Here is a 13,959-nt window from a genome sequence, read left to right as displayed (position 1 = left end):
CCCCGCCAACCTTGGCCAACCTTGGCTATTTTCATGCTGGAGTTGTGCCTGAGAATTCAATGGCATGACCGTTTTCGCACACACTTTCGCACACACTTTCGCACACACTTTCGCATACAATTCGCCTCGTGTCCGCTGGCCTCAGGTTAGCTGCTTTGGGGGTTGCTTATTCTAGCTAGCGGGCTGAACGGCCACTTTTCGGACGCTCCTTTGTTTAATCTTGAAGGGGCTGCCCTTTAAATAGAGCTCCGACTAAAATTTTTTTGACCCTCCTTTGCTTTTTGACTGCACATCGTCTATTCTTGGGATTGTACTTATGGAGTGGAGGGTGTAAGGAAATGCGATTAAGAGGCCGTAAAGGTATTCGTGAAGAGCTGGAGCAGCAGGAGGATTTGGTCGTGCTCGATCCGGCGGTATGGAAAGGCAAGTGGAATCAATATTTTGGCAATGATCAACCGATTCATGTGGAGCTGGGCATGGGCAAAGGACGGTTTATCAGCGAGCTGAGCCGGCAAAACCCTGCTATCAATTTCATTGGGATCGACATGTATGATGAGCTTCTTCGCAAGGCGAGCATCAAGGTAAGAGAAAGCCGTTCCTCCGGGCAATCCGGTGCTGATCCGCTATCCAATATCGCGCTGGCGTTATTTAACATAGAACATATCGGGGACGTATTCGCCGAACAGGAGCTGGAACGGATTTATTTGAATTTCAGCGATCCCTGGCCAAAAAATAAGCATGCGCGTCGAAGATTGACACATGCCAATTTTGTAAGCAAATATTTGCCTTTGTTGAACGCGCGGGGGGAAATTCATTTTAAGACGGATTCCCGCAGCTTGTTTGAGTTTTCTCTTAACTCGTTTGCTGACATGAATTTGCGTATGCGAAATATATCCCTGGATCTCCATGCCGCGGGTCTGCGTGAAGACCTGGTGCCAACGGAGTATGAGCTTAAATTTGTCGAACAAGGCATGCCCATTTACCGCTGCGAGGTAGTGACCGGGGAAGAAGCACTGCAAGCGCATAACCGGCAGTTGCGAGAGGGATAAGCCGGGCAATCGGTGTAGTAACCGATAAAATTTTTGTCGAAAACTCTTAACTGCTCGTTTTTACCGAAATAGTTCGCAAGACCTTGAAAAACGAATCGAAAGTCCGTTGTCAGACGGTTTTCGTCAAAGAAACAGCCTTCCTCCAAGGAGGGCTTTTGTCGTGGTTGCAAAGGGTAAGCCCAACCGTTTATTGTAATCTTTGTGTAACAAAATCCGCTCGTGCTTCGTCTATGTTTCAAAGCCAATGGAACGGGTTATTGGTGAAGAAAGGGCAATTTTTCCTTTTGCGTACAAATCATTTGCTATTTCTTTGTTGAAAGTGGGCTCTACCTGGACATACTGAGTAATAATGAACCAAATTCCTAGCTTGGGAAGCAAGGTGAAAGGAGGAAAAGAGCTGTTATCCCGTTGCGCAGCAACGATTTGGACGTGCTTGGAACAGCAACGGAAATTTCTAAAATGGCCATGTTAAGAAATATTTAAGATTGGCTTGTCAATCCGCGTGTCATATTATCTGTTACAGCTTGCGTCCGTAGAGCTTTTCACTTTCTGACAGTCTTAAAAAAATCTTAGGATGCGTAAAAAAGCATAGCATTCCGCTCCTTCTGCGAGATATTGACGAGAAAAACTCAGCGAATCGTCAGATAGAGCCGGAAAGCACCATTTTTTTGCGAATACGCCATTTTGACAAATTAGACCGAAGAGAGGAAAATCTCTATCGCAGGCTTTTACATCATTTCCCAAATAAATATAGAGAATCGGGAAAACACAAAAGGGGGATTAACAACAATGCTGGACAATGTAATGCTAGGCTTGCAAATTGTCTTGGCGTTAATCGGGGGTTACCAACTGTTTTTAACTTTTTTTGGATGGTATCGAAGAAGAAAAAAAGTCTCTTACGAGCCTCAAAAGACTTTTGCCGTTCTTATTGCTGCTCACAACGAAGAGCAGGTGATTGGAGCGCTTATCGAGAATTTGAAAAATTTAAAATACCCGAGAGAAATGTATGATATCATGGTCATCTGTGATAATTGTACAGACCGAACAGCTGAGATTGCCAAGGAGCATGGCGTGTATGCTTTTGAGCGCAAAAACCCCGACCTTCGCGGGAAGGGATACGCTATCGAGTGGATGCTGAAGAAGCTATGGAAGCTTCCGCGTTCTTATGATGCGGTAGTCATGTTCGATGCAGACAACCTGGTCAGTCCCGATTATCTGCTCCATATGAATAATGATTTATGTTCGGGAAGCAAAGTGATCCAAGCCTATCTGGATACCAAAAATCCGCAGGATTCCTGGGTTACAGCCTGCTATGCCATATCCTATTATTTTGCGAACCGCTTTTGGCAGCTGCCAAGAACCAATCTGGGGCTGGCAAATTATTTAGGCGGAACAGGAATGTGCTTTGACGCGCGTCTGCTTAAAGAAGTCGGCTGGGGGGCAACCAGCCTGGTCGAAGATCTGGAATTTTCCATGCGCTGTGTTCAGCTGGGCGTTAAGCCAACGTTTAATTACGATGCCAGGGTGTATGACGAAAAGCCGCTTACATTCAAAGCATCGGCAAGACAACGGCTGCGCTGGATGCAGGGACACTTCGATGTTTGCCGCAAGTATTTCTTCCCTTTGCTCTGGCAAGGAATTAAGGAACGCAAATGGACCAAAATTGATGCAGCCATTTACTCGGCCAACGCTTATAACTTCTTTATCGCTTTCATAGTTGCTGTGCTTTTGTGGATTCCGGGGATCCTTCCCCAAACCATGGTTGTTAATTTGTATGAGATAGCTCCTGTTATCAATGTGGTGGCCATTGCAATTTACCTGCTGCTGCCGGTTGCTTTATTTCAAGAAAAAGTCACTTGGAAAATGTATGGATATCTGATTGTGTACCCGATATACATGATTTCATGGTGGCCGATCACTAGTTTCGCGTTTTTCACCCAGACTAATAAAAAATGGAGCCACACCAAGCATACGCGGGTCATCCGGTTCGATGAGGTGCAAAGCAAGCAGGCGGGCTGAGTTGACCAGTTGACAACTGTCCCGCTGCATGGTATAGTGTACGGGTATGTTATATGGTTTTGACATGAAGCAGAAGCGCCCGCTTCTCACCTGACTGACCGGTTGTTGGCAGGTATACGGTCAATGCGCGAGGATTGCAAGATATGAATCGACAGACTGTGAATAAGAATGTGGGCCTAATTGTGCCCGCATTTTTTGTTTTTTAGCGGGGTTGAAGGCCGGAATACCGGCATTTCATTAAGCAGTATGCAAGTCATAGATTTTATATAGCTATTCTTCCATGGAGGTGGAACACGATTAGTAAAGACCATATCGTTAACGAAGAGATTCGCGCCAGGGAAGTCCGTTTGATTGGAGCTGACGGGGAGCAGCTGGGCATTAAGCCGATTCGGGAGGCTCTTCAGATTGCTTACGATGCGAATCTTGATCTAGTAAACGTTGCTCCAACGGCCAAGCCGCCGGTTTGCCGGATTATGGATTACGGCAAATACCGTTACGAGATGCAGAAGAAAGAGAAGGAAGCGCGCAAAAACCAGAAGATCGTTGATCTTAAGGAAGTCCGCTTTAGTGCTACTATTGAGGAGCACGACTTTCAGACTAAGCTGCGCAACGTAACCAAATTTCTTAAAGATGGAGATAAGGTCAAGTGCTCCGTCCGTTTTCGCGGGCGCGAGATTACTCATGCGTCGATCGGCCAAAAAGTATTGGAGCGTGTCGCGAAGGAGAGCGAGGAGCTCTGCGTCGTAGAGCGCAAGCCAAAGCTCGAGGGCCGCAGTATGATTATGATTTTGTCGCCTAAACCACAATAACGCACAAGGAGGCACCACCGTAATGCCAAAAATGAAAACACACCGCGGCGCTGCAAAGCGTTTTTCCAAAACGGGTAGCGGTAAAATTAAAAGAAACCGTGCTTTCAGACGTCACATTCTGGAAAGCAAATCCCCATCCCGCAAACGTCATCTCCGTAGATCGGTTGTTATGGCCGCTGGTGATGTAAAACGCATCAAGTCCCTGTTAGTTTACGTCAAATAATAGGATCAACCGATAATTTCTAGGAGGTAGAACAGTATGGCAAGAGTGAAGGGCGGGTTCGTTACCCGTCGTCGACATAAAAAAGTATTAAAGCTGGCTAAAGGATATTTTGGCTCGAAACACAGACTATTTAAAACAGCTAACCAGCAAGTGATGAAATCTCAGCTGTATGCATACCGCGATCGTCGCCGCAAAAAGCGTGATTTCCGCAGATTGTGGGTTACCCGTATTAACGCGGCTGCCCGTCTGAACGGTTTGAGCTACAGCAAATTCATGCACGGCTTGAAGCTGGCTGGCGTGGATGTTAATCGTAAAATTTTGGCTGAACTGGCTGTAAGCGACGCAAAAGCGTTTGCTGATCTGGCTGATACGGCCAAGCAAAAAATCAACTAAATCTTTACAATCCGCTTCAAGGCTCAATCCTGGGGCGGATTTTTAAATTTACGGACCTGTGAGCAGGGCAATGTGAATGAGATAAGCTATTTTGGGTAAAGGTATTGACTATACCGAATCATTTGCATATAATAGTCGGTAATCAGCAATTAGTCATATAAACATCGGCTGTGAAGAGGACGAAGTGATAAGGGCTCTTATGCTCAGAGAGCAAAGGAGATTTAGCTGCAACCTTTGCCTTAAACCCTTACGACGAGCTCACCTCGGAGCTGTTTTTCTGAAAAGCTTGGAAGTGCACACTTGCCTAGTAGGAAGAATCGGAATGGCACCCGTTATTGTGCTGTCGGTTTCTGAACCCGGAGCGGTTCAGGATACCCGCTAAGGTTATGCGCTGTGAGGCGTGTAACAAATTAGGGTGGTACCACGGAAGATACAAACCTCTTTCGTCCCGTAATGGTCTTGCGAGCAAGATCAGGGATGGCAGAGGTTTTTTTGATGTTATAAGGTTGCTTCTAATACACATTCTCAGCTTGTAAGCCACGCGGAAGTCCGGCCTTGAACTGGCTCCTGCGATTACTGAAAGGAGGGCTCTTGGATGAGTGTTCAAAATCCAGCGAAAGTTTTGAAAGAAGAGTTGAAAGCTAAATTGATGAAGCCCGAAGAAATTTCCGGATCGGAAATTTTGCTTCGCAGTCTTCTTTTGGAAGGTGTCGAGTGCGTCTTCGGTTATCCGGGAGGAGCGGTTCTGTTCATCTACGATGCCATGCACGGCAACCCCGATTTCCATCATCTCCTGACTCGCCATGAGCAGGGGGCAGTGCATGCCGCAGACGGCTATGCCCGATCCACAGGCAAGGTTGGCGTATGTATCGCCACTTCAGGACCAGGGGCAACGAACCTCGTTACCGGGATTGCTACCGCCTATATGGACTCGGTGCCGATGGTGGTCATTACCGGAAATGTAGCGACCAGCTTTATCGGAACAGATGCTTTCCAGGAAGCGGACATTACCGGGATTACGATGCCGATTACGAAGCACAGCTATCTGGTGCGCCGGGCAGAGGATTTGCCGCGCATTATCCATGAAGCTTTTCATATAGCGAATACGGGTAGAAAAGGCCCGGTATTGATTGATATACCTAAAGATGTTTCCGCCAATAAAGCATGGTTTGAGCCTGTAACGGGTCCTGTTTCTATTCGCGGCTATAATCCGCCTACTGCGCCGGTCGGTGATGGCATCGAGCGGATGCTGAAATCAATTGAGGAAGCGGAGCGGCCGGTTATTCTGGCTGGCGGGGGCGTAGTGTACGCAGATGCTTCTGCAGAATTGATCGAATTTGTGAATAAGACACAGATTCCAATCACGACTACGCTGCTTGGCTTGGGCGGATTCCCAAGCGCCCATGAGCTATGGATGGGGATGCCGGGTATGCATGGTACCTACACAGCCAACCAGGCCATCCAGGGCAGTGATCTGTTAATCAGCATTGGCGCCCGCTTCGATGACCGGGTGACAATGAAACTGGACGGCTTCGCACCGCGCGCCAAGATCGTCCACATTGATGTTGATCCGGCAGAGATTGGCAAGAACGTTCAAACCGCAGTGCCTATTGTCGGAAATGTAAAAGATGTTCTGGCCATCGCTAATCAGAAGGCGCGCCGGGCCAATGCCGATGCCTGGAGACAGAAGATCCAGGAAATGAAAGCCGAGTTCCCGCTTAAGTATAAGGATTCCGATACAGAGCTTAAGCCTCAGTATGTTATCGAGATGATAAGCGAGACAACGAAGGGTGAAGCGATCGTAACGACGGACGTTGGACAGCATCAAATGTGGGTCGCACAATACTATAAGTTCCAAAATCCCCGTTCCTGGATTACCTCGGGAGGTCTTGGAACGATGGGCTTCGGGTTCCCTTCAGCGATCGGAGCGCAAATGGGCCACCCGGATAAACTTGTCGTTTCGGTCAACGGTGACGGGGGCATGCAGATGTGTTCGCAGGAACTGGCAGTGTGTGCCATCAACAACATTCCGGTTAAGATTGTCGTTATTAATAACCAGGTTCTTGGCATGGTTCGCCAATGGCAGGAGATCATTTACGATAACCGCTATAGCCATATCGATCTTTCCGGAAGCCCTGATTTTGTTAAGCTGGCTGAGGCTTACGGCGTAAAAGGCCTGCGTGCTACGAATAAAGAAGAAGCGCGCAAAGCATGGGAAGAAGCATTGGCTACACCAGGACCGGTTCTTATTGACTTTGTCGTCTCCAAGGAAGAAAACGTCTATCCAATGGTTACACAGGGAAACACGATAGATGAGATGATAATGGGGGATTCGTAAATGATCATGACGAGACATACCATTTCCGTACTAGTCAATAATCAGCCCGGAGTACTGCAGCGGGTGGCCGGCTTGTTCGGCCGCCGCGGTTTTAACATCGAAAGCATTACAGTAGGCGAATCCGAGGAGCAGGGACTGTCCCGCATGGTCATTGTTACCATCGGCGATGATAAAACGCTGGAGCAGGTCACCAAGCAACTATACAAATTGATTGATGTCATTAACGTGGTCAATTTGAGCTCTCACCCGATGGTCGCGAGAGAGCTTGCCTTGATCAAGATTAATGCAAAGCCGGAGCGCAGACCTGAGGTGCTTGGCATTGTCGAAACCTTCCGCGCGGCAGTTGTTGATATCGGTCCCGACACCCTCATCGTACAGGTGGTTGGCGACAGCGACAAAATCGATGCGATGGTAGAACTGCTTAAGCCTTACGGCATTCGCAAGCTGACCCGTACAGGCGCCACTGCGATGATTCGCGGATCAATCGACTAAACATTGGCAGCCTGTTAAGCAGGCTGACAGTTCTATTAGGACTGCAATCCCTTGATCACTTGTTGTATACTTAAAACATCCACTATACTCCGTGAGTGGGTGTTTTAGCGAAATGCCGGACAGGACAAGGTGTTCGTTAAAACACCCACTCAAGGGTTTTTAATTTAAAGGAGGCCATCATACTCATGTCTTTAAAAATGTATTATGAAAAAGACGCTAACTTAGGCGTTCTTCAAGACAAAACTATCGCTATCATCGGTTACGGAAGTCAAGGTCACGCGCAAGCGCAAAACCTTCGCGATAGCGGATTAAATGTTATTATCGGATTGCGCAAAGGTCGTTCCTGGGAGACTGCTGCCAACGACGGCTTTGAAGTATATGAAGTAGATGAGGCGACTCGCCGCGCTGACGTGGTGCAATTGCTGATCAACGATGAAATTCAATCAAAAGTGTACAAAGAGCAAATTCAGCCTAACCTGAAAAAAGGCTCCGCTCTGATGTTCTCCCATGGTTTTAACATCAATTTTGGCCAAATCATTCCTGACGAGCATACCGATGTTTTGCTAATCGCGCCAAAATCCCCTGGACATCTGGTTCGCCGCACTTATGTGGAAGGCTTCGGCGTACCTGGGCTGATTGCTGTTGAGCAGGATGCTAGCGGACAAGCTTACGAGATCGGTTTGGCCTATGCCAAAGGTATCGGTTGTACTCGTGCCGGCGTCATTGAGACTACTTTCCGTGAAGAAACTGAAACCGATCTGTTCGGTGAGCAAGCGGTATTGTGTGGTGGCGTAAGTGCGCTAGTTAAAGCTGGATTCGAAACCTTGATCGAAGCCGGCTATCAGCCGGAAGTCGCTTACTTCGAATGTTTGCATGAGCTGAAGCTGATCGTTGACCTGATGTATGAGGGCGGACTTGCGCGTATGCGCTATTCCATCAGTGACACTGCCGAGTATGGAGACTATGTAACGGGTCCTCGCATCATTACAGCTGAAACGAAGAAAGAAATGAAGAAAGTTCTGGAAGATATCCAAGAAGGTAAATTCGCCCGCGACTTTATCCTTGAAAACCAGTCCAACCGTGCTTTCTTCACGGCAACCCGCCGCAAGGAAAACGAGCATCCTATCGAGCAAGTGGGTTCCAAGCTGCGTGAAATGATGCAGTGGATTCAGAAGTAATTTGCTTGCTGCTTGCATAATATAGAGTATAGCTTTTTCACAAGGGACCAGGGAATGTGCCGCTGTCTAAAGACCGCTGGTATATTCCCTGCTTCTTGGTAGAACGATAAGCGGCTAACCCGGGTTAAAAAGGCTAGGGCTGCAAGGCATTCGGCCAGGGAGTGGCTGGAAAGCGCCGGCTGATTTAAGGCCAGAGCTGCCGCACAAGGAATTGAGGCATTAACAGCCAAAATGGCGGAAAGTGCCGGAGCCTGTATTGGAGCCTGCAGGAGCTGTAGCTGAGGTTCCCCTGGATGGCTCCCCCGGATGGCTCGCGCATAATGATAACCAGGAGGTGATGGGGATGAAAAAGATTTATATTTTTGACACGACCTTGCGGGATGGCGAGCAGTCGCCAGGTGTCAATCTGAATACCCAGGAGAAGGTGGAGATCGCGCTTCAACTGGAAAAGCTCGGTGTGGATCGGATTGAGGCTGGCTTTCCGGCCGCCTCGCCTGGCGACCTGGCTGCTGTGAACGCGGTGGCTAGAGCTGTCAAAAATGCAAGTGTAATCGGTCTCGCCCGTTCGCGTGAGAAAGACATTGAAGCGGTGAGCGAAGCGCTGAAGGGAGCACAGGATCCTTGTCTGCACTTGTTCCTCGCCACTTCGCCTATTCATCGGCAATACAAGCTTCGTATGGATAAGCAGCAGGTTCTGGAAACGGCTGAGGCTGCAATCCGGTATGCCCGCAAATTCTTTGACAAAGTTGAGTTTTCTCCTGAAGATGCAGGCCGGACGGAACTCGATTTTCTGTGCGAAGTTACGGAAATGGCTGTGCGTGCGGGGGCAACGGTTGTCAATATTCCGGATACGGTCGGGTACATGACCCCTTCGGAGTTCGGCAATATTTTTAAAACTTTAAGGGAAAACGTTAAAGGAATTGAAAAAATTCAGCTCAGTGCGCATTGCCACGATGATTTGGGCATGGCAACCGCGAACGCGCTTGCCGCTATCGAGAACGGCGCCGAGCAAATTGAAGGAACGATCAACGGGATCGGAGAGCGTGCCGGCAATACCTCAATTGAGGAGGTGGCAATGGCACTCGAAACTCGTCAAAGCTACTATGGCGCCAAAACCTCTTTGGTGCTAAGCGAGATTTATCGCACCAGCCGTTTGGTCAGCAAGCTGACAGGAATGGTTGTACCTGGCAACAAAGCCATTGTGGGCGCCAATGCCTTTGCTCATGAGTCGGGAATTCATCAGGACGGAATGCTGAAAGAAAAAACGACTTATGAAATCATCTCTCCGGAAACGATTGGCTTGAAGGAGAGCAAATTGGTAATGGGCAAGCATTCGGGCCGGCATGCTTTCCGGGAGAAACTGCTTGATCTGGGTTACGACTTGAACGAGGAGCAGGTGAACGAAGCGTTTGCCAAGTTCAAGGATTTGGCGGATAAAAAGAAAAACGTACTCGATGAGGATATCCGTGCCCTTATTGAAGAAAAGCTGATCACCACTCCGGAAGTGTTCTCCTTGAACACGATTCAAGTGGCCTACGGGAATCATTCGGTGCCGACAGCTACTGTACGGATCGATACAATAGACGGCAAAGTGCTTGAGGAAGTAGCCCTTGGCAACGGTTCTGTAGATGCGATTTACAAAGCGATCGACAAAGCGACCAGTGAAGAGGTCGAGCTGGAAGATTACAAGATCAAATCCGTGTCGCAGGGCCGGGATGCTCTTGGGGAGGTTCATGTCATTCTCGCCCAGGACGGAATTTCGGTGCAGGGACGTGGAGTCAGCACAGATATTTTGGAGGCCAGCGCTAAGGCCTATATTGACGCTATTAACCGCCTGATTGACAAGCGTAAAGACCCGGGCAGTGCCCGCCGGGATAAAATGTCGCTTATCTAATTGAACGCGGGTTGTTGCGGAATTCAGCAATTCACAAAAGCCGCGAGCTCACCTTATGGTGCAGACTCGCGGCTTTATTTGAATTATCCCTGCTGTGCGCGGTGTAAGAATAAGCATGTCTCGCGGCTAGCTTACTTGACCGGGAATGGCCGATGGCTTCAGTGACTGGGCATAAGTATTCATTGCCCGCTCCAGTCGCTGGAAGCCTAAAGCCATCGTGTCACTGTCGCTATGGGTGAAGTTCATCCGGGCCGTGTTTAGTTTGGGGGTATTGGCGTAGAACGGGGAGCCGGGTACGAAAGCAACGTTCTCCGCGACAGCTTCAACCAGCAAGTCTTGGGCGTTCCAGTTCTCCGGAAGCTCCATCCAGAGGAACATGCCGCCTTTGGGCCGGTTCCATTTAAGCCCGTCAACGCGAAGGCCGCTGAGCAGCTCATCCATCTGCAGCATCCGCTGTTCGTAGGTTTTGCATATGGATGCCACGTGTCCGTTCAAATCAAAATCACGCAGCAAATGATAGAGGGCCTGCTGGTCCATCGAGCTGGAATGCAGGTCAGCGGCTTGCTTGGCCTTAGCCATCTGGCCGATCACCTGCGGATCGCCGATTGCCCAGCCGGTGCGCAGTGCAGGAGCGGCGATTTTGGAGAAGGTGCCGGTATAAATGACTACGGAACCATGAGGGTGTTCATCAAGAGAAAAGAGCGATGGAAAAAAATCTTCCTCGCCATATTGCAGTTCTCCATATGGATCGTCTTCGAGTATCAGAACATTATGTTGGCGGCACAGCTTGAGCAGCCCTAAACGCCGTTCTGTACTCCATACATAACCGGTAGGGTTGGAGAAGGTCGGACACACATACAGCAGCTTCGGCTGATAGCGGCGAATCTTATCCTCAGCGTCCTCCAGATCCATGCCATGCTCATCGCCATCTACCGAAATGACCGTAGCTCCCTTGGCCTGAAATACTTGCAGTGCGGCCAAATAGGTAGGCTGCTGAACCAGGATGACATCGCCAGGGTCAATATAGACGCGGGCCAGCAGATCGATAGCCTGCTGCGATCCAGTGGTCAAGAGCATTTCGTCAGCGGTAACCCGGATTTTTTTCGACTGCAGCCGGGCCGACAGAGCTTCTCTTAACAAAGGATAGCCCTCGGTCAAGCCGTACTGGAGGGCGGCGGTACCGCTAGACAGAGCGGCCTGGAAAGCAGCTTTAATCGCATCTGCCGGAAAAAGCTCCTCTGCAGGAAGGCCGCCGGCAAACGAAATAACGGACTTCCCCTGGGTCAGCTTCAAAATATCCCTCACAGCGCTCGATTGAAAGTGTTTCGTGGTGTCCGAAAATCGGTATTCCATAGTCAAAATCTCCTCAATGTCGTTTTTTCTATTTTAATCTAGATAAGAGTGGCGGACAACGGTCTTTTTGCAGGCAGTGTTTTACAGCGACTTTTAATGCAAGCGCCTATTTAGAGATACGAACAGCCTCCAAGAGGTGCGCGGTGCGCGATGGTTCTGGCAAGAAGTGGTCATGAATCTCATGAGGTATCCCTCAAGTTCCACCGAGACGCGGGGGCCTAGAGATCCGACGCGAGTTCCGCCTGGAAGCAGGTCATGATTCACTCAAAAGGTGACTATAGGAATAACCTATTATGCTGATAGCTTTTATATCTTTGAAAAATGACCTGTTTTATGATACAAATGATTATAGTTTAAGCATGGAGAATCAATTTCACAATGCTGCTAGGCAGTGTTTAATCATCGCCAATTATAGTGTTGTTGGGTTTCGGAAGCTATATTTTGATTTTATTCCCTCAAGGACCGAAATTGGTTTGATGAGATTGATTCTGGAATTGATTCTGGAATTGATTCTAGAAAATGATACTGGAATTGCTTTGAGAAATTTTTTGGATTAAGAAATAATATTTTTCAGCTGGCTGTCAACGGCGAGCTAAGAGTTAAGGGAGAGGTGCACATTGGCAGAGGTAAAAAAAATCGCAGTCATTGCCGGTGACGGAATCGGACCGGAAGTTGTAGCGGAGGCAGAGAAAGTACTAAAAAAAACGGAAGAGGTTTTCGGTTATAAGTTTGAGACGGAGCACGGTTTGTTCGGGGGAATCGCAATTGATGAAACCGGAACTCCCCTTCCTCAAGATACATTAGAGATCTGCCGTCGCGCGGATGCTGTTTTATTGGGTGCTGTTGGCGGGCCTAAATGGGATAATAACCCTAAAGAGCTTCGCCCGGAAACCGGATTGCTCGGAATCCGCAAAGAGCTCGGATTGTTCTCGAACATTCGTCCAGCTGTCATTTTTGATTGCTTGAAGGATGCCTCTACATTAAAGCCGGAAGTATTGGAAGGTACGGATTTAATAGTGGTGCGTGAACTGACTGGAGGAATTTACTTCGGAGACAAGTTCCGCCGTGAAGGCGAGCATGGGGAAGAGGCAGTAGATACTTGCGTATACAATGTGCAGGAAGTAGAGAGAATTGTTCGCCAGGCATTCGAAATTGCAAGAACGCGCCGCAAGAAGCTGGCTTCAGTAGATAAAGCTAACGTCCTGGAAACATCTCGCTTGTGGAGAGAAACCGTCAACCGGATCGCTCCTGATTATCCGGACGTAGAGCTGGAGCATGTGCTTGTAGACAACTGCGCGATGCAATTGCTGCGTCGTCCTTCCAGCTTTGACGTAATTGTTACCGAGAATATGTTTGGCGATATTTTAAGTGACGAAGCGGCAATGCTCACCGGCTCGATCGGAATGCTTTCTTCTGCATCTCTCGGTGAAGGCAGCTTTGGCCTCTATGAGCCGGTTCATGGCTCGGCACCGGATATCGCTGGACAGGGCATCTCCAATCCGATTGCCACCATTCTTTCCGTTGCCCTGATGTTCCGTCTAACCTTTGGGTATCATGAGGCAGCGGCTGCTATTGAGAATGCGGTGAAAGAAGTGCTCGATGCCGGCCATCGCACCGGAGATATCGCGGTAGACAAATCCAGAGCGATCGGCACCGTTGAGATGGGCGATCTGATCGTAGCTGCGATCCGCAAGTAACACGTAGCCATCGTGGAAATTATAGAAGCCGTAAAAGTCTTAGCCCTTACAGAAGTCGTAGAGTTATATCGCAGACGTTGTAGAGTTATATAGCAGATGTTGTAGACTTATATCGCAGACGTCGTAAAGTATAGAAGCATAAGACTCGCTGTCGTCATAGCGGTCCTTGAATGCTCTGCTCCTAGGGTTATCTTTAATAATGTAAAATAATAGAGGCTGCTTGGAAAGGGGGAGAAATCCGCCTGCCAGGCAGCTTTTTTAGCAGTTTCATGTGGATGCTCCGGCCATTAACAGAGCAATTTTATCTGGAAACCACAGGAATGGATAAATAAAACTATGTGATAGTAGCGGCGGACTTACCTCATAATTGTCTCATCAACCTTCGATTGATTTAGTATACGGTCGCTTTATTGGCCTCTCGGAAGCTATTATGAAATGTTATAGGATAGCGAATATCTAGGAGCTATGCGAATACGGAGATGCAATTAACCTTATTCAAAATTAATGGAGTTAA

At 48.4% G+C, this 13,959-nt stretch carries 11 protein-coding genes; 10 read left to right on the top strand and 1 reads right to left on the bottom strand.

Going from position 1 to position 13,959, the window contains the following annotated elements; translation table 11 throughout:
* Positions 1-338: 338 nt before the first annotated feature.
* The 9 genes from trmB (at position 339) to PSHG_RS10175 (ending at position 10,395) form a co-directional block, all read left to right on the top strand.
* Entirely contained in the window at positions 339-1,049 is a 711-nt protein-coding gene (gene trmB, locus PSHG_RS10215; RefSeq protein WP_010272500.1) for a tRNA (guanosine(46)-N7)-methyltransferase TrmB, read from the top strand.
* A gap of 789 nt (positions 1,050-1,838) precedes the next feature.
* On the top strand, positions 1,839-3,068 hold the full coding sequence (locus tag PSHG_RS10210) for a glycosyltransferase family 2 protein (protein ID WP_010272499.1): 1,230 nt from the start codon (positions 1,839-1,841) through the stop codon (positions 3,066-3,068).
* A gap of 311 nt (positions 3,069-3,379) precedes the next feature.
* Complete coding sequence (infC, locus tag PSHG_RS10205) at positions 3,380-3,877, top strand: translation initiation factor IF-3 (RefSeq protein WP_026021297.1); 498 nt, start codon at positions 3,380-3,382, stop codon at positions 3,875-3,877.
* Between the two features lie 22 nt (positions 3,878-3,899).
* Positions 3,900-4,100 (top strand): 50S ribosomal protein L35, encoded by a 201-nt coding sequence (gene rpmI, locus PSHG_RS10200; RefSeq protein ID WP_010272496.1) that lies wholly within the window; start codon positions 3,900-3,902, stop codon positions 4,098-4,100.
* A 36-nt stretch (positions 4,101-4,136) separates the two neighbouring features.
* Positions 4,137-4,493 carry a 50S ribosomal protein L20 gene (rplT, locus tag PSHG_RS10195; protein ID WP_010272495.1) on the top strand — a complete coding sequence of 119 codons (357 nt, stop codon included), beginning with the start codon at positions 4,137-4,139 and terminating at the stop codon, positions 4,491-4,493.
* Positions 4,494-5,088: 595 nt separating this feature from the next.
* Positions 5,089-6,831, top strand: coding sequence for a biosynthetic-type acetolactate synthase large subunit (gene ilvB / locus PSHG_RS10190; protein WP_010272494.1), 1,743 nt, complete (start codon positions 5,089-5,091; stop codon positions 6,829-6,831).
* Positions 6,832-7,323 (top strand): acetolactate synthase small subunit, encoded by a 492-nt coding sequence (gene ilvN / locus PSHG_RS10185; protein ID WP_010272493.1) that lies wholly within the window; start codon positions 6,832-6,834, stop codon positions 7,321-7,323.
* A gap of 185 nt (positions 7,324-7,508) precedes the next feature.
* Positions 7,509-8,501: a ketol-acid reductoisomerase gene (gene ilvC / locus PSHG_RS10180; RefSeq protein WP_010272492.1), complete on the top strand. Its 993-nt coding sequence runs from the start codon at positions 7,509-7,511 to the stop codon at positions 8,499-8,501.
* A gap of 343 nt (positions 8,502-8,844) precedes the next feature.
* A complete protein-coding gene (locus tag PSHG_RS10175) occupies positions 8,845-10,395 on the top strand; it encodes a 2-isopropylmalate synthase (protein ID WP_026021296.1) in 1,551 nt (516 codons plus the stop codon).
* A 126-nt stretch (positions 10,396-10,521) separates the two neighbouring features.
* On the opposite strand, the gene PSHG_RS10170 is transcribed toward PSHG_RS10175, so the two are convergent.
* Positions 10,522-11,748, bottom strand: a complete 1,227-nt coding sequence (locus tag PSHG_RS10170; RefSeq protein WP_010272489.1) for an aminotransferase-like domain-containing protein — start codon at positions 11,746-11,748, stop codon at positions 10,522-10,524.
* A gap of 617 nt (positions 11,749-12,365) precedes the next feature.
* Between PSHG_RS10170 and leuB the strand changes: the two genes are divergently transcribed.
* Positions 12,366-13,445, top strand: a complete 1,080-nt coding sequence (gene leuB / locus PSHG_RS10160; RefSeq protein ID WP_010272485.1) for a 3-isopropylmalate dehydrogenase — start codon at positions 12,366-12,368, stop codon at positions 13,443-13,445.
* The last annotated feature ends 514 nt before the right edge of the window (positions 13,446-13,959 follow it).

Origin of the sequence: Paenibacillus senegalensis JC66, assembly GCF_000285515.1 — a bacterium.
Lineage (GTDB): Bacteria > Bacillota > Bacilli > Paenibacillales > NBRC-103111 > Paenibacillus_L > Paenibacillus_L senegalensis.
Note: the sequence above shows the minus strand (reverse complement) of the source record. Positions and strands in the feature narration are given on the sequence as shown.

Coding starts and splice junctions, on each gene's coding strand:
- trmB (WP_010272500.1), top strand. CDS start 339: ATGCGATTAAGAGGCCGTAAAGGTATTCGTGAAGAGCTGGAGCAGCAG.
- PSHG_RS10210 (WP_010272499.1), top strand. CDS start 1,839: ATGCTGGACAATGTAATGCTAGGCTTGCAAATTGTCTTGGCGTTAATC.
- rpmI (WP_010272496.1), top strand. CDS start 3,900: ATGCCAAAAATGAAAACACACCGCGGCGCTGCAAAGCGTTTTTCCAAA.
- rplT (WP_010272495.1), top strand. CDS start 4,137: ATGGCAAGAGTGAAGGGCGGGTTCGTTACCCGTCGTCGACATAAAAAA.
- ilvB (WP_010272494.1), top strand. CDS start 5,089: ATGAGTGTTCAAAATCCAGCGAAAGTTTTGAAAGAAGAGTTGAAAGCT.
- ilvN (WP_010272493.1), top strand. CDS start 6,832: ATGATCATGACGAGACATACCATTTCCGTACTAGTCAATAATCAGCCC.
- ilvC (WP_010272492.1), top strand. CDS start 7,509: ATGTCTTTAAAAATGTATTATGAAAAAGACGCTAACTTAGGCGTTCTT.
- PSHG_RS10175 (WP_026021296.1), top strand. CDS start 8,845: ATGAAAAAGATTTATATTTTTGACACGACCTTGCGGGATGGCGAGCAG.
- PSHG_RS10170 (WP_010272489.1), bottom strand. CDS start 11,748: ATGGAATACCGATTTTCGGACACCACGAAACACTTTCAATCGAGCGCT.